This is a genomic window from Blautia sp. OM06-15AC (assembly GCF_003481425.1).
In the GTDB taxonomy this organism is placed as follows: domain Bacteria; phylum Bacillota; class Clostridia; order Lachnospirales; family Lachnospiraceae; genus Fusicatenibacter; species Fusicatenibacter saccharivorans.
In genome coordinates, this window is the sequence record NZ_QULD01000005.1 from 13,767 (window position 1) to 30,295 (window position 16,529).

At 51.6% G+C, this 16,529-nt stretch carries 14 protein-coding genes and 1 pseudogene; 13 read left to right on the forward strand and 2 right to left on the reverse strand.

Features of this window, described 5'->3' with window-relative positions:
• Positions 1-18 precede the first annotated feature (18 nt).
• The 3 genes and pseudogenes from DXB83_RS08245 to DXB83_RS17275 all read left to right on the forward strand — a co-directional run.
• A complete protein-coding gene (locus DXB83_RS08245; RefSeq protein ID WP_022462603.1) occupies positions 19-666 on the forward strand; it encodes a potassium channel family protein in 648 nt (215 codons plus the stop codon).
• 235 nt (positions 667-901) lie between these two features.
• Positions 902-2,890 carry a DUF4118 domain-containing protein gene (locus tag DXB83_RS08250; RefSeq protein ID WP_117801512.1) on the forward strand — a complete coding sequence of 663 codons (1,989 nt, stop codon included), beginning with the start codon at positions 902-904 and terminating at the stop codon, positions 2,888-2,890.
• Positions 2,883-2,969 (forward strand): annotated as a pseudogene (locus tag DXB83_RS17275) (DNA-binding response regulator); the annotation flags it as partial. The gene DXB83_RS08250 and the pseudogene DXB83_RS17275, both read left to right, overlap by 8 nt.
• 285 nt (positions 2,970-3,254) lie before the next feature.
• Here the strand turns inward: DXB83_RS17275 and DXB83_RS08260 are convergent.
• Both DXB83_RS08260 and DXB83_RS08265 read right to left on the reverse strand, forming a co-directional pair.
• The gene (locus DXB83_RS08260) at positions 3,255-4,535 is read right to left on the reverse strand and encodes a metallopeptidase TldD-related protein (protein WP_118697430.1); all 1,281 of its coding nucleotides are present in this window, start codon (positions 4,533-4,535) and stop codon (positions 3,255-3,257) included.
• Positions 4,535-5,956, reverse strand: a complete 1,422-nt coding sequence (locus DXB83_RS08265) for a TldD/PmbA family protein (protein ID WP_118666383.1) — start codon at positions 5,954-5,956, stop codon at positions 4,535-4,537. The genes DXB83_RS08260 and DXB83_RS08265 overlap by 1 nt, the downstream gene beginning before the upstream one ends.
• A 243-nt stretch (positions 5,957-6,199) precedes the next feature.
• Here DXB83_RS08265 and DXB83_RS08270 point away from each other — a divergent pair, with 243 nt between their 5' ends.
• From DXB83_RS08270 to DXB83_RS08315, 10 genes are all read left to right on the forward strand, one after another.
• Positions 6,200-7,129 (forward strand): beta-ketoacyl-ACP synthase III, encoded by a 930-nt coding sequence (locus DXB83_RS08270; protein ID WP_118697431.1) that lies wholly within the window; start codon positions 6,200-6,202, stop codon positions 7,127-7,129.
• Between the two features lie 51 nt (positions 7,130-7,180).
• Entirely contained in the window at positions 7,181-7,408 is a 228-nt protein-coding gene (acpP, locus tag DXB83_RS08275) for an acyl carrier protein (protein ID WP_022462597.1), read from the forward strand.
• A gap of 30 nt (positions 7,409-7,438) precedes the next feature.
• On the forward strand, positions 7,439-8,377 hold the full coding sequence (fabK, locus tag DXB83_RS08280) for an enoyl-[acyl-carrier-protein] reductase FabK (protein ID WP_022462596.1): 939 nt from the start codon (positions 7,439-7,441) through the stop codon (positions 8,375-8,377).
• Positions 8,374-9,294, forward strand: a complete 921-nt coding sequence (gene fabD / locus DXB83_RS08285; RefSeq protein WP_118697432.1) for an ACP S-malonyltransferase — start codon at positions 8,374-8,376, stop codon at positions 9,292-9,294. The genes fabK and fabD overlap by 4 nt, the downstream gene beginning before the upstream one ends.
• Positions 9,295-9,322: 28 nt before the next feature.
• The gene (gene fabG / locus DXB83_RS08290) at positions 9,323-10,063 is read left to right on the forward strand and encodes a 3-oxoacyl-[acyl-carrier-protein] reductase (protein ID WP_022462594.1); all 741 of its coding nucleotides are present in this window, start codon (positions 9,323-9,325) and stop codon (positions 10,061-10,063) included.
• 16 nt (positions 10,064-10,079) lie between these two features.
• Entirely contained in the window at positions 10,080-11,315 is a 1,236-nt protein-coding gene (gene fabF / locus DXB83_RS08295; RefSeq protein WP_055227403.1) for a beta-ketoacyl-ACP synthase II, read from the forward strand.
• A gap of 36 nt (positions 11,316-11,351) precedes the next feature.
• Complete coding sequence (gene accB / locus DXB83_RS08300) at positions 11,352-11,867, forward strand: acetyl-CoA carboxylase biotin carboxyl carrier protein (protein WP_055218562.1); 516 nt, start codon at positions 11,352-11,354, stop codon at positions 11,865-11,867.
• A 26-nt stretch (positions 11,868-11,893) separates the two neighbouring features.
• Positions 11,894-12,331 (forward strand): 3-hydroxyacyl-ACP dehydratase FabZ, encoded by a 438-nt coding sequence (fabZ, locus tag DXB83_RS08305; protein WP_022462591.1) that lies wholly within the window; start codon positions 11,894-11,896, stop codon positions 12,329-12,331.
• A complete protein-coding gene (locus DXB83_RS08310) occupies positions 12,328-13,674 on the forward strand; it encodes an acetyl-CoA carboxylase biotin carboxylase subunit (protein WP_118697433.1) in 1,347 nt (448 codons plus the stop codon). Before fabZ ends, DXB83_RS08310 begins: the two co-directional genes overlap by 4 nt.
• Before the next feature lie 557 nt (positions 13,675-14,231).
• Entirely contained in the window at positions 14,232-15,941 is a 1,710-nt protein-coding gene (locus DXB83_RS08315) for an acetyl-CoA carboxylase carboxyltransferase subunit alpha (RefSeq protein ID WP_082424902.1), read from the forward strand.
• The last annotated feature ends 588 nt before the right edge of the window (positions 15,942-16,529 follow it).

The window sequence follows — 16,529 nt, forward strand, 5'->3', positions numbered from 1 at the left end:
AAGAGAGGAAGAGATGAGATGAAAAATATTTTACTGATTGGAGTAGGAAGATTTGGGAGACATATTGCCATGCATCTGAATCAGCTTGGACATCAGGTGATGGCGGTAGACCGAAATGAGGAACGGATCGACGCCGTGATGCCGTATGTGACAAATGCACAGATCGGTGACAGTGTCAATGCAGACTTTCTGCGATCCCTTGGTGTGGGAAATTATGATGTCTGTATTGTGACGATCGGAAGCAGCTTTCAGGATTCGCTGGAAACCGCGTGTCTTTTGAAAGAGTTGGGCGCAAAATGGGTCGTGTCCCGGGCAGAACGGGATGTACAGGAAAAATTCCTGTTGCGGAACGGAGCGGATCAGGTTGTTTATCCGGAAAAACAGATGGCAAAATGGACAGCAATTCGTTACAGCTCGGATCATGTGTTTGACTATATTGAAATTGACAGTCAGTATGCGATTTTTGAGGTTGAAATCCCGGAGAACTGGATTGGAAAAAATGTCGGCCAGCTGGATATCCGGAAAAAATACGGTATTAATATTCTGGCAACAAGAAAATATGGAAAAACAGATGTTGCGGTGTCTCCGGAGACAGTTCTGGATGGCGATGCTACCATATTGGTTCTTGGTGAATATAAAGCGATCCAGAAATGTTTTCGAATCTGAAAGAGAGGTGATTTCTGTGTTAAGTGTAGGACTGCTCTTCGTTACCCTGGTCGGTTTTTTGTCTGGAGGCGTGCTCGTAGATCAGATAGAGACATTTTTCACGGAAAACAGAAGAGAGGAACCGGAAACGGGACAAAATTTCACAGAAAACAGAAAACAAGAACAGGGAACGGGAGAAAAAAAGATTTCCTGACTATAGCTTTCTCTTCGTTTATGATCTACAATAGGAGGCGGGGTGAGACAGTTGGAAAAAGAAAAACAAAAAAAAGAGCATATCCTGGTGTGTCTGTCCTCTTCGCCATCCAATGAAAAAATTATTCGGACTGCGGCGCAGATGGCACAGGCGTTTCAGGCCGGCTTTACGGCATTGTATGTGCAGACAGCAGAAAAAACAGAAAAAACACCGGAGGATCTGGCAAGGCTGCAGAAGCATGTTCGTCTGGCAGAGCAGAGCGGGGCAGAAATTGTAACGACACACAGTGAGGATATTGCCCTGCAGATTGCAGAATACGCAAGAATTTCCGAGGTGACGCGGATTGTCATTGGAAAGAGCATGATGAAGCAGGGCTATTTCCATCAGCGAAGGGTGTGGACCGAGCGTCTGACGGATCTTGTGCCTGATCTGGAAATTCACATCATTCCAGACTCAGACGTGTACCGGAGATATCAGAAACGAAAAAAATTTCCGGAGTGGATGGAGCTGCCTTCCTGGAAAGAACTGATGCTTACGGTTCTGATTCTGGCTGCTGCGACCGGAATCGGAGAAATCTTTTTTCGGCTTGGTTTTACGGATGCCAATATTATTACGGTATATCTGTTTGGCGTCATGCTGACATCTATTCTGACCAGCGGTTATACCTGTAGTGTGGTCAGCTCTGTGGCAAGTGTTGTCCTGTTTAATTATTTTATGACAGAGCCAAGGCTTTCGTTGTATGCGTATGGTTCCGGCTATCCGGTGACCTTTGCGATCATGCTTGGCACTTCAATCCTGACCAGTACGCTTGCTTCAAAATTGAAAGAAAATGCAAAGCTTTCTGCACGAGATGCCTTTCGAACCAAGATTCTTTTTAATACCAGCCAGCTTCTGCAAAAGGCAGAGGATGCGTCAGAAATTTTTGATATTACGGCAACGCAGCTGATAAAGCTTCTGGGAAGAAATCTGGTTGTGGCGCCGGTAGAAAAAAAGAAAAACGGCATTGTGCAGGGAACTCTTTATAACGCCGAAACAGGAATAAAATCAGAAAAAGTTTTTAATGTGAAAGAACAGGAAATCCTGCAGTGGGTTCTGAAAAACCGGAAACGGGCGGGAGCTATGACAGAACGTTTTTCTGAAGAACCGTATCTGTACCTTTCCATCTATGCGGCACAGAACAGATATGGTGTGATCGGCATTTTCATCGGACAAAAGCCACTGGATGCGTTTGAGAACAGTATCCTGCTTTCTATTCTGGGAGAGTGCGCCATGGCACTGGATCGGGAGCAAAGTGCGAGAGAAAAAGAAGAGGCGGCAGTCATGGCGAAAAATGAGCAGCTTCGGGTGAATCTGCTGCGGACGATTTCCCATGATCTGCGCACACCACTGACATCAATTCTCGGCAATGCAGACTCTTTGATCAGTAACTTTGACGCACTGGACGAAGGGATGCGGAAACAGATTTTTTCGGATATTTATGAGGATGCCGGATGGCTGATTGAACTGGTGGAAAATCTGCTTGCGCTTACGAAAATAGAAGATGGAAGTGTAAAACTGCAGTTATCCGATCAGGTGGTTGAGGATGTAGTCCGTGAGGCGCTGCGCCATGTAGAACGGCGGAAAAACGAACATAAAATTACGGTGGACTGCGGGGAAGATGTACTGCTCGCCCGCATGGATGCAAAGCTGATTGTACAGGTATTGGTAAACCTGATCAACAATGCAGTAAAATATACACAGGCAGGATCCAAGATCCGGATTACAGCCGGAAAAGAAGAAAAAAACGTATGGATTGCGGTGGAAGATAATGGACCCGGCATTCCGGCGGAGTGCAGGGAGCATGTATTTGAAATGTTCTATTCCGGAAAAAATAAGGTGAGTGACAGCCGCAGAAGCCTTGGCCTTGGGCTGGCACTGTGCCGCTCCATTGTAAATGCGCATGGCGGGGAACTGGTGCTTCGTGACTGCGCTCCGCATGGCTGTCATTTTCGTTTTACGCTGCCGCTCAGTGAGGTGAATTTAAATGAATAAGACATTGATACTGGTCGTGGAAGACGATACGCCGGTCCACAACCTGATTACGACAACACTGAAAACACACGATTATAAATAACCACATTGGGGTCAGACCCCATTACTGTTTAGAAATTTTGTTCTTGTTTTGGCAATTCTGACACTGCAGACTGTGCTGAATGACAATATCAAAACGGCAGAAGATGTTGAAACTTATCTGGGTCTTAACACCTTGGTCGTTGTTCCGGATTTTGGAAGCAAAAAGAAATCCAGAAGACGAAGAAAAGACTGAACATAAACACAGAAAATTAAAAAGGAGCATCTCCGGTTTCGAACTTGAAACCTGGAGATGCTCCTTTTTCGTATGCTGCAGAATGAAAAATTATTCTCCCGCCACCGTCACATCCCGCAGCAGTACCGCACACGGTACCACGCGGTTGTTTATCTGCTGTGTCTCTTTCGAGAAAGTCAGATTTTTCAGCACATCGTCATAACGGGCGGAAAGTGATCCGCTGGTTGTCGGATGGGAGGTGGTTCCGTCGCTCTCATACGCGAGCCGGATCTCACCGCCGCAGGTGCCGCTTACGGCATCCATATCAAACGCACTGAAATCGGTGATTTCTATATGCGGCATGCTGCGCAGCTCGTCGAGTGTTTTCGAACCGCCTTCAACTACCATGTTATTCATGGAAGTAGTATCCTTCATGCCGATATAATGGGCATGCTGAAGGCTGCCCCAGTAGGAGCGGCAGATGCCGTTTTCAAACAGAACGCGCTCGACTGCCGGCATACCGGTTTCGTCGTACGGCGCGTTTTTGGCAGAGCCGTCGAGCGTCGGCACGAGGCGGATATTCAGCGGATCCGCATCCGCACCGGTGATGGCTTCACCGATTTTTGCCTTTGCGACGCCCATGTACTGATAAGAAGCATTGGTATGCATAGCAAAATACTGGAAGAAACTGCCGACGGCATTTCCGGTCAGGAGAACATCAGCATGCTCATTCTGGCGGGTCGGAACAGCATTCAGACGCTGGTGGCCGGTGTGGAACATTCCGCGCACTTCGGCGATGATCTTCTCGGCAGATTTGTCGGAGAAGCGGAGATCCTTGTAGATCTCAATCTCATGATCATCCTTGCGGGAGTTTGTGACAACCTCGATCTCGCAGTCAAAGCCGGAGAAGGTGACATCGACACCGCGGGAATTGCGGATGTGTGTCTGCTTCTGGTTGACGAAAATCTCATAGGAGTTTACGCGGGAATCCTCTTCCGCCTTGATTTCCTGCATAGCCTGCACCAGTTTTACGAGTTTAGCGGTAAGATCGCGGGAAGCATCAGCCATGTCGGCGCTTGCCTGGGCATCCGATGGCTCTGCAACAGGGTACCATGGGTTTTGCACAAACTGTGCGGCGAACAGCGCCTGGTCAATTTCCTGCTTCATTTCTTCGCGGGAAATGCCCTGGTGGATCTCTTTTTCTGCGCTTCCGCGGAATTTTCCATCCTCACTGTCGACAAAGACGGTCAGAAACGTATGCGTTACTTTTTTCGCGCGGCTCATGTCGAGCTTCTGACCGATGAAAAATGCCTCGCGGGATTCGGTCTGCTCTTCGCGGATCAGAAAGTCGCTGGCTTTACTTGTTTTTAATACATTGTATAATTCGTTCATCAGCCTAACCTCACTTTACATTTCAGATACGGGCCGCCATCGCTGACTTTGACCCATTCTTTGTGACCTTTTCCGCACATGCCGGAGCCGAAGAGCTCTTCTTTGTCGGAAACCATGGAGATGCTCTTTAAGAGATCTGGAACGTAGCCGGTCAGGGTGACAGGAGATACGACTTTTCCGGTCAGCTTACCATCTTTGATCTCGCGGCCGAGTCCGACCATGCACTGGATGCCCCAGTGTTTCGGGTCTTCCATACCGGACTGAACGCTTTCGAGAAGATAGCCGTGATCAATCGAAGCGATCATATCATCGAGTTTGTCTGTGCCTGCGGTGAAGTAGGTGTTGGTCATACGGGAGTAGACTTTGCGCTCGAAGCTCTCGCGTTTTCCGTTTCCGGTCGGCGTGGTGCCAAGGCGGAGTGCGCTTACGAGATCGCTGATGCCGGTAACGAGTGTACCGTGGTCGATGACCGTGGTGTCGGTGCCGAGCGTTCCCTCATCATCAAAAAGATAACTGCTGACCTGCTGTGCGCCGACTGCTCCGTCGTGCATGGAGGAGAGCTGGGAGGCAACAGGCTTGCCGATATACTCTTTGGCGAGTGCGCGGTCTTTGACAAACATATCCATCTCGACACCGTGGCCGAATGCCTCGTGTGCAATCACGCCGGTGACATCCGGTGCGGTGATGACATCGTACATGCCAGGGATGACCGGATCGGAGTGGAGCTTGTCGTACAGAACGGCGATGATTTCCTCAACAATCGCATCCATCTCATTTAAGATTTCCACGCCTTTCAGGCCGGAGCAGGAACGGTACGACATATTCTGTTTTCCGTTTTCTGTGCCGATTGCGGAAAGGGAGCCCTCAGAGAAAGCGTAGGACTGCATCAGATCCTTTTTGGAGGAGAGGAACAGCTTGTTGACACGGGCAAAGCTGACGGTACTCTGGAATTCCAGAATTCCTTCATGGGCAGCGCCGGCGTCGCAGAGCTTCCGAAGGTGGGAGAGAATCTCCTCTGCGGAGACGGTCTCCGGGTCAATCTCGATTTCATTCTGCATCGTTTTGGTGATGGCTTCTTCCTGCACGAGAGGAGACTCCATCTGCGCGATGCCGAGTGCCTTTAATGCCTGAAATTCGGATTTCAGCGCGGAAGTAATTTCCTCCGCAAGATCTGCGGCATCGGTGAGGTTGTTGAAGGAATATTCGGTGTAGGAACCGTCCTGCCATGCACGGACAACGAAGCCGCGTTCACAGAAGTGATAATCGCCGACGGTGGTCTGATGCATGCTGACGCGGTAGGTCGTACCTTTGACATCGGTGCAGAGCACGCTGACGTAATCAAATTCGCGCTCGAGCAGACGGATCAGTTCCTGAATCTGTGGTTTGATTTCCACAAGATAGGATGACATTGGAACCTGCATAAGTTTGGTGTCCTTTCTGGAGCCTGCCGGAGTGTTCGATAGAGAACCTGCGCCGGGGCTCAAAATAATAGAATCCGGAAAAATAGTTTCGAAAAAATCCCGAACATAGTTTCATTATAGAAGTGGGAAATGGAAAAAGCAATAAAAAAAGGTTGACAAAATGAATTTTGATGATATACTTTGAATATCAAAACATTTGAAAAGAAAAATGTTTGAGAATGAAATAAGCAAGAGGACAGTAAGGTGAAAAACGGCAGAATTGCGGGAACCGGTTCGTATGTACCGGAGACGATATGGAAAAATGAAGATCTGGAAAAGATGGTGGATACGAGCGATATCTGGATCCGGGAGCGGACGGGAATCGGTGCGCGCCACATAGCCGGGGAGGAGACGGTTGCCCAAATGGCAGTAAAGGCGGCGAGAAGAGCGCTGGAAAATGCCGGGATCTGTTCGACAGAACTGGATCTGATTCTCGTCGGAACCTCCTCGTCGGAGAGCATCTTTCCGAATACCGCCTGTCTTGTGCAGGATGAAATCGGTGCCTTCCGTGCCGCCTGTCTCGATGTCAGCGCCGCCTGCACCGGATTTCTTGCGGTGTATGAGCTGGGCCAGCTGTATATCCGGAGCGGCAAGGCAAAAAACGTGCTGCTGATCGGCGCAGATGCCCTGAGCCGTCTGGTGGACTGGAGTGACCGCGGAACCTGCATTCTGTTCGGGGACGGCGCGGGAGCCATTGTGCTGACGGCGGAGGAGCAGGAGACAAAAGCGTGCGAAAAGATCCATTCCGATGGAGAAAAAGGCGTGTCGCTGACCTGCGAAAAGGGAACGTATCTGCAGATGGACGGCCGTGCCGTGTTCCAGTTTGCTTTATCACGCGTGCCGGAAGTCATCCGCGAGGTGCTCGCGGAAGCCGACATGGCGGTCGAAGAGATTGATGCGTTTATCCTTCATCAGGCAAACAGCCGCATCATCGACGGCGTGGCAAAACGACTGAAAGCACCGAAAGAAAAATTTCCGCGGAATATCGAAGCATACGGCAATACATGTGCGGCGAGCATTCCGATTCTGCTGGATGAGTGGAACCGGTCCGGCAGAGCCAAAAAAGGACAGAGAATCGTTCTCTCCGGTTTCGGAGCAGGACTGATCTGGGGCGCGGCGTACCTGGAATGGTAAGAAACGTCCATATAAAATAAGAAGAATAAGAAAAAAAGTGAGGACAAAAACATGTTAGAAAAAGTAAAAGAAACCGTAGCAGAAGCACTGGGAGCAGACATCGATACCATCACAGCGGAGACTTCCTTCAAAGAGGATCTCGGAGCAGATTCCCTGGATCTGTTTGAAATGGTCATGTCCCTCGAGGACACCTGCGGCGTGGAAATCCCGACCGAGGATCTGGAAACGATGGTAACTGTCGGTGATGTTGCAGAGTATCTGGAGCAGCACAAAAACTAAGAAAGATCGGGAAGCAGGAGGAAGCGATTCATGATCACAGAAGTGACAAAATTACTCGGGATTCAGTATCCAGTCATTCAGGGCGGCATGGCCTGGGTGGCGGAGCATCATCTGGCAGCGGCAGTTTCCGAGGCCGGCGGCCTTGGCCTCATCGGAGCATCGGCGGCACCGGCAGAGTGGGTTCGGAATGAAATCCGCGAAGCAAAAAAACTGACGGACAAACCGTTCGGCGTCAACATCATGCTGATGAGCCCGTATGCGGATGAGGTGGCAAAAGTGGTTGCCGAGGAAGGCGTAAAAGTCGTTACGACGGGCGCAGGAAATCCGGAGAAATATATGGAACTGTGGAAAAACGCTGGTATCCGCGTCATCCCGGTGGTCGCTTCTGTGGCTCTTGCAAGACGAATGGAGCGCGCAGGCGCAGATGCCGTTGTGGCAGAAGGATGTGAGTCCGGCGGCCATATCGGCGAGACGACAACGATGGCACTCGTTCCGCAGGTGGCAGATGCCGTAAAAATTCCAGTCATTGCGGCCGGTGGAATTGCGGACGGACGCGGCATGGCAGCAGCCTTTATGCTGGGTGCCGAGGCGGTTCAGATGGGAACGCGTTTTGTCGCTTCGAAAGAGGCCGTTGTGCATGAAAATTACAAGCAGCTGGTGATCAAGGCGAAAGATATTGATACCCGCGTGACAGGCCGCACAACCGGTCATCCGGTGCGGGCGATCCGAAATGAGATGACACGCCATTATCTGGAACTGGAAAAAGAGGGAGCTCCGTTCGAAGAGCTGGAAAAACTGACGCTCGGCGGTCTTCGAAGAGCCGTTGTGGACGGTGATGTCAAAACCGGAAGCGTGATGTCCGGTCAGATTGCAGGTATGGTAAAAGACGAGAAAAGCTGCAAAGAAATCATAGAGCAGATGATGAATGAGATGGAAGAACTTCTGAAAGGAGCACCGGCGCGGTTATGAGTAAAACAGCATTTATGTTTCCGGGACAGGGTTCCCAGTGTGTCGGCATGGGCGCGGATTTTTATGAAGCATGTCCGAAAGCGAGAGCCGTCTACGATATGGCATCCGAGCTGATCGGGATTGATATGAAAAAACTCTGTTTTGAGGAAAATGAACATCTGGATCAGACAGAGTTTACCCAGATTGCACTGCTGACAACCGGAATGGCGATGGAGCAGTCCATCCGGGCGTGCGGCCTTACGCCGGATGTGACAGCGGGCCTCAGCCTTGGCGAGTACAACGCGATTGTGTCCGCCGGCGGTATGGAAATGGCGGATGCGATGAAGGTCGTCCGCAGAAGAGGCATCCTGATGGAGGAGGCCGTTCCGGCAGGCGAGGGCGCGATGGCGGCGGTGCTCGGCATGGAAGCTGCAAAAATCGAAGAGATTTTGAGCGGGATTTCCGGCGCCTACATTGCCAATTACAACTGCCCGGGTCAGATTGTCATCACCGGATATGAGGCGGCAGTGGCAGAGGCTTCGGAAAAGTTAAAAGAAGCAGGCGCAAAGCGGGTACTTCCGTTGAACGTAAGCGGCCCGTTCCATTCCCCGATGATGGAAGCTGCGTCCCAGGGGCTGACCGAAGCGCTCGAGGGCGTCGGCTTTATGGAGTTGAAGATTCCGTATGTAACGAATGTAACCGGTCAGTATGTGCGTGACATTGCACTGACACGCGGCCTTCTGATCCAGCAGGTGGCATCCGGTGTGCGGTGGCAGCAGAGCATCGAGGCAATGATTGCGGACGGCGTTGATACCTTCGTGGAGATCGGACCGGGAAGAACACTGACCGGCTTTTTAAGAAAAATCAACCGGGATGTAAAAGGTTACAATATCCGCACCTATGAGGAAATGCATCAGGTGTGCGAAACTTTATTATAGATAGTGGATTATGCAGCAGGAGAATGAGATGTTAAGTGGAAAAACAGCAGTAGTAACGGGCGCATCCCGCGGAATCGGGCGTGCGATTGCAGAAAAACTGGCGGCGGAGGGAGCCTTTGTTGTCATCAATTACAATGGTTCAAAAGAGGCGGCCGAAACCGTGCTTGCGGGAATCCGCGCGGCAGGAGGAGACGGCTGCGTGATGCAGTGCAATGTATCGGATTTTGCGGCGTGTGAAGCGTGGATGAAGGAAATTCTTGCTTTGTATGGGAAAATCGATATTCTGGTCAACAACGCGGGTATCACAAAGGACGGCCTTCTGATGGGCATGTCGGAGGAAGCCTTCGACCGTGTCATTGAGACAAACCTCAAGGGAACGTTCAACTGCATCCGCTTTGCGGCACGGCCGATGATCCGTCAGAAGAGCGGCTGCATCATCAACATGGCTTCTGTGGTCGGCGTGGCAGGAAACGCCGGACAGGCAAATTATGCGGCATCGAAAGCAGGTGTGATCGGCCTGACGAAAACAGCGGCACGGGAACTGGCATCCCGCGGCATCCGCGTCAATGCGATTGCGCCGGGCTTTATTGAGACCGATATGACGGAGGTTCTTTCGGATAAAGTGAAAGAAGCATCCGTATCCCAGATTCCGCTCGGCCATTTCGGAAAGCCGGAGGATGTGGCAAACCTGGCTGCATTTCTGGCATCCGAAGCGGCAGCTTACATCACCGGACAGGTGATTCACTGCGACGGCGGCATGGTGATCTAAGAAAAGGAGAGTTGGAATGAAGAGAAGAGTAGTCATCACAGGGCTGGGTGCGGTAACCCCGATTGGAAATACCGTGGAGGAATTCTGGAACGGCGTCCGCAAGGGAGCCTGCGGAATCGGAACGATTACGAAATTTGATACAGCAGAATATAAAGTACATCTGGCAGGCGAGGTCAAAGGCTTCGTGGCAAAAGAGCGCATGGATTTCAAAGCGGCAAGACGAATGGGAACCTTTTCCCAGTATGCCGTTGCAGCAGCAAAAGAAGCGTTTGCAGATGCCGGCATTTCCATGGAGAATGAAGATCCGTTCCGCGTCGGCGTTCTGGTGGGCTCCGGCGTCGGTGATCTGAATGCATGCGAACAGGCGAAAGCCAAAATTGATGCCGGAAATCCGTCCCGCGTCAACCCGTTTACCGTTCCGGTGATGATTGCGAACATGGCGGCGGGAAACGTTGCGATTGCACTCGGCGCGAAAGGAAAATGTACCAGCGTGGTGACGGCGTGTGCGACAGGAACGCACTGCATTGGCGATGCCTTCCGCGCAATTCAGTACAACGACGCGGACATCTGTGTGGCAGGCGGCGCGGAGAGCGCAATTACGCCGGTCGGCGTGGCAGGCTTTTCGGCACTGACCGCACTTTCCGAGTCGGAAGATCCGCTGCGGGCTTCGATTCCGTTTGATAAGGACCGGAACGGTTTCGTCATGGGCGAGGGCGCCGGCATTCTCGTACTTGAGGAGCTGGAGCACGCGAAACAGCGCGGCGCGAAGATCTATGCAGAGGTAGTCGGATACGGCGCAACCTGCGATGCGTACCACATTACTTCTCCATTGGAAGATGGAAGCGGTGCGGCACGTGCGATGGAGCTTGCGATGGAAGAAGCGGGAGTAAAACCGGAAGAAGTTACTTATATTAATGCACACGGAACGTCCACACATCACAACGATCTGTTTGAAACGCGTGCGATCCGGAAAGCCTTCGGTGATGCGGCAGACCATGTGCTGGTCAACTCGACGAAATCGATGGTCGGTCATCTGCTCGGCGCGGCAGGCGGTGTGGAAGCTGTTGTCTGTGCGAAATCCATTCAGGACGGCTTCGTGCATCAGACGATTGGAACAAAGGAAGCAGATGCGGAATGCGATCTGAATTACTGCATCGGCGCTCCGGTGGAAACCGATGTGAAACTGGCAATGAGCAATTCCCTTGGTTTTGGCGGCCACAATGCGGTGCTGCTGTTTCAGAAATATGAATAAAGCGGCATCGTGTTCCGGTGCAGAAAGGAAAATAAGATGGAATTAGATCAGATTTTACAGTTGATTGATAAAGTTTCGGATTCTTCGCTGACCGCGTTTGATTACGAGGCTGATGGGATCAAGATTGCCATGGAGCATGGAAAAGCAGCTCCGGTGCAGGTGCAGATGAGCGGGGTTCCATCCGGTGCCGGTCTGCAGATGGCAGAGATGATGGGCGGAGCAAATGGCGTGACAGCGAAAGAAGCAGCCATGCCGGAGAGAAAAGAAACGGCAGGAAAAAGTACAGCGGCTGAGGATCACAGTGAAGCAGAAGAAGGCGTTTTTGTGACATCCCCGCTGGTCGGAACGTTTTATACAGCTCCGGCAGAGGATGCCGAGCCGTTTGTGAAGGTTGGCGACACCGTGAAAAAGGGACAGGTTGTAGCGATTGTGGAGGCCATGAAGCTGATGAATGAGATTGAGAGCGAAGTGGACGGCGTGATTGCGGAGGTTCTGGTGAAAAACGGCGAGATGGTTGATTACGGAAAACCGCTGTTCCGGGTAAAAGCGTAAAGCCGGGACGAGAAAGGAAGCAGCGAATGAACAGTTTGACAACGAAACAGATTCAGGAGATTATTCCACACAGACATCCGTTTCTGCTGGTGGATTACATAGAAGATTTTGAGCCGGGCGAATTCGGCATTGGGTATAAATGTGTGACGTACCGCGAGGATTTTTTTGCGGGTCATTTTCCGCAGGAGCCGGTGATGCCGGGCGTGCTGATTATCGAGGCGCTGGCGCAGGTCGGTGCGGTTGCGATTCTTTCTCTTGACGAGAATAAGGGAAAAATTGCATTTTTCGGCGGCATCAACAAGTGCCGCTTTAAGGGAAAAGTGAAACCGGGAGACAAGCTTCGTCTGGAGACGAAAATTATCCGCCACAAGGGACCGATGGGCGTCGGGGAAGCGGTTGCTTCGGTTGACGGCAAGGTGGTCGCGCAGGCGGAACTGACCTTTATGGTGGGGGCAGCACAATGATTCGAAAAGTTTTGATTGCAAACCGTGGGGAGATCGCGGTCCGGATTATCCGGGCATGCCGTGAGATGGGAATTCTCACGGTTGCTGTTTATTCGGAGGCGGACCGGGAGGCACTGCATGCGCAGCTCGCGGATGAGGCGGTGTGCATCGGGCCGGCGCCGTCGAAGGACAGTTATTTAAATATGGAACGTATTTTGAGTGCGGCGCTTGTGACGGGGGCGGATGCGGTTCATCCGGGATTTGGATTCCTGTCGGAGAACAGCACGTTTGCGCGGAGATGCCAGGAGTGCCACATTACGTGGATTGGGCCGTCGCCTGAGGTGATGGACCGGCTGGGTAATAAGTCTGAGGCGCGAAATACGATGCAGGCAGCCGGTGTGCCGGTGATTCCGGGGACGAAGGAACCTGTTTTTGACTGGGAGACGGGTCTTTCTGAGGCCGACCGGATTGGTTTTCCGGTGATGATTAAGGCGGCGCTTGGAGGCGGCGGCAAGGGTATGCGCATGGCGGAGACGCGCGGGGAGTTCCAGAGTGCGTTTCAGACGGCGCAGAAGGAGGCTAAAAGTTCGTTTGCGGACGGGACGATGTATGTGGAGCGGCTGATTCGTCATCCACGTCATGTGGAGTTTCAGATTATGGCGGACTCGTTCGGGAATGTGATTCATCTGGGGGAGCGGGACTGCTCGATTCAGAGGAATCATCAGAAGATGATTGAGGAGTCGCCTTGTGTGGCGATTGATGACACGCTGCGGGAGCGGATGGGCTCGGCGGCGGTCCGGGCGGCGAAGGCGGCGCATTATGCGAATGCGGGGACGATAGAGTTTCTGCTGGAGCCGGACGGGAATTTTTATTTTATGGAGATGAATACGCGGATTCAGGTGGAGCATCCGGTGACGGAGTGGGTCACGGGGGTGGATCTGATTCAGGAACAGCTTCGGGTGGCTTCGGGGATGCCGCTGTCGGTGACGCAGGGGGAGGTCCGGCTTTCGGGGCATGCGATTGAGTGCAGGATTAATGCGGAGAATCCGGCGAAGAATTTCAGGCCTTGTCCGGGGAAGATTACGGAGATGCATCTGCCTGGTGGATTTGGAGTACGGGTGGATACGGCGGCGTATGACGGGTATGTGATTCCGGCGTTTTATGATTCGATGCTGGCGAAACTGATTGTGCATGGGAGGACGCGTGAGGAGGCGATTGCGCGGATGAGGAGTGCGCTGGGGGAAGTCGTCATCGAGGGAGTCGACACTAACGTTGATTATTTGTATTCTATTTTAAATGAAGAGGAGTATCTGACCGGGAGGGCGGATATTGAGTTTGTGGAGCGGTTGACGGAGAGATTGTAAGAGACGGACGCCGCCCGGCAGTACAGCAGAGGGGGACGGCGCGGTTTCAGAGGAAAGAAACACTAAGGCCTCCAGCATTTGCTAAAACCATTTTCAAAAATCCAAAACCCGCTGTCGCTCAGACAGTTAGATTTTTGAAAATAACGCAAATTCTGGAAGCCTAAGTGTTTCTATAGCAATCCCCGAAAATAATGCAAAAAATTCAGCACCGCAGAGCGTGAATTACTGCGTCACAGATTTTCGTCGTACCCCGGTACGCCTTCAAATCTGTTCCTTGCAATTCGCGCTCTGCAGCACTGCCTTTTTTGCATTATTTTCGGGTCTTGCTATAGTTCCTCCTGCAAATGCGCCGTCCCCCTCTGCTGTACTGCCGGGCGGCTGAGATCAGACACACGACTGGGAGAGTGTGGTCAGCGACACCGCAGGGCGGTGCGGCTGGGATGACAGGAGTGAGCGGTGAAGAGAGAATGAATGCCTCAATGGGTGAGGTGTGTGGTTGGAAGATTGTTATGGTGACAATAGAGTGAAAGTGTTATGACGTAAGGAGTGATGGTGGTATGATGCTGGGTAAGTATTTTAAGAAGACGGTGTTTCGGAAGGAGCACACGGCGGATGGGGTGGTGCCGGAGGCGCCGCAGGGGATTTTGAAGAAGTGTAATGCTTGTAAGGGGGCTATTTTTACGGAGGATGTGAAGAGGAATCTTTATATTTGTCCGAAGTGTGGGAATTATTTTCGGGTGCATGCGTATCGGAGGATTGAGTTTCTTCTGGATGATGGGAGTTTTGAGGAATGGGATCAGGGGATGACGGCGGGGAATCCGCTGGGGTTTCCGGGGTATGAAGAGAAGGTGAGGGCTCTGCAGGAGAGAACAGGACTTACGGAGGCTGTTGTGACTGGTAAGGGACGGATCAACGGGATGGAGACGGTGATCGGGGTCTGTGATGGCAGGTTTATGATGGCCAGTATGGGTGAGGCTGTTGGGGAGAAGATTACGCGGGCGGTGGAGAGGGCGACGAAGCTCTCGCTGCCGGTGATTTTGTTTGCGTGCTCGGGAGGGGCGCGGATGCAGGAGGGGATTGTTTCTCTGATGCAGATGGCGAAGACGTCGGCGGCGCTGAAAAGACACAGTGATGCGGGGCTTTTGTATGTGAGTGTGCTGACGGACCCGACGACGGGCGGCGTGACGGCGAGCTGGGCGATGCTGGGGGATATTATTCTGGCGGAGCCGCATGCGTTGATCGGGTTTGCGGGGCCGAGGGTTATTGAGCAGACAATAGGACAGAAACTGCCGAAAGGGTTCCAGCGGGCGGAGTTTCTGGTGGAGCATGGGTTTGTAGATCGGATTCTGCCAAGAGAAGAGGCGAAAGAGGTGCTGTCGGAGATTCTGCGGATGCATGGGAAAGATATCGAAGTTTCCTCGGAAGTGCTGACTTTGGGGGATGGAGACGTGAAGCGGTCTTTGGCAGCACCAGAAACGGGAGAGAAAACATCGGCTTGGGACTGTGTGCAGAAAGCGCGGAAAAAGGACCGACCGGTGGGAGAAGATTATATTCGGGAGCTGTTTCCTGATTTTATTGAGTTTCATGGTGATCGACTGTATGGCGATGATGCGGCGATCATCGGCGGTATTGCATCGTTTGACGGCACACCGGTCACGGTCATCGCCGAGGCGAAAGGCGCGGATACGAAAGAAAACATCCGCCGCAATTTCGGCATGCCGTCCCCGGAGGGCTACCGCAAAGCCCTGCGTCTGATGAAACAGGCCGAAAAATTCCACAGGCCTGTTATCTGTCTCGTAGATACCCCAGGCGCCTTCTGCGGAATGGAAGCCGAAGAACGCGGCCAGGGCGAGGCGATTGCGCGGAACCTGTATGAAATGTCAGCGTTAAAAACGCCGGTTCTTTCTATTGTCATTTCAGAAGGCGGCAGCGGCGGTGCACTGGCACTCGCCGTGGCGGATGAAGTGTGGATGATGCAGAATGCCATCTACTCCATCCTGTCGCCGGAGGGATTTGCAAGCATCCTGTGGAAAGACGGCAAACGCGCGCCGGAGGCCGCCGAGGTGATGAAGCTGACGGCGGGGGATTTGAAGGAACTGGGAATTGTAGAAGAGATTGTGGAAGAGCCGGGGGAGTTTACGGTGGACACAATGCCAGTGGTGTGTGAAGAATTGAGAGGCAAAATTCTGAGATTCCTGGAAAAGTATGAGAAGATGGATGGGGAAGAACTGGTAGAGGAGAGGTATCGGAGATTTCGGGATATGTGAAAAGAAGATTTTGACATATTCTGAAATGCATGATATTATGATATTGAAAAGAGTGCTACCGATAGACGGTTAGTCCATATTTATTGGTTTATGTAAAAATAGTCGCCAAAGTTTGCAGGACTGGGCGGCTATTTTTGTGATTTCGCAGTATCTTTGCCGAAGTTGTATCCAAGGCTAAAGCAGGTTAAGCCGAAACTTACAACTGCTATGAAGTCGATAATACTCATGGCTTAGCCCTCCTTTCCAAGGAATTCCCATATAAAGGGTTTCTATGTAATCGGAGAGTCACAGTCCCTCCGTAGAAGGACTAACCGCCTACCGTTATGGCAGCACCCGTATATTGAGTATAACAGTTTCTTGTAGTCCATTCAACAAAAATATGATTGAAATGCAGAATAAAAATATACGGATTTTAGATATACAAAATAAATAGAGGATTTGAAGGGAGGAATAACTAATTGACGTTGGCGGAATTTATGGTAAGATAGAGGGGCAGAATAAGAGTGCGGGAAATATTCTGCGGGTTCAGACGAAGGTCTGTGAGTTGAAAAACATTTTTGAATAACTGTTATGTAAAAAGCATTGGAA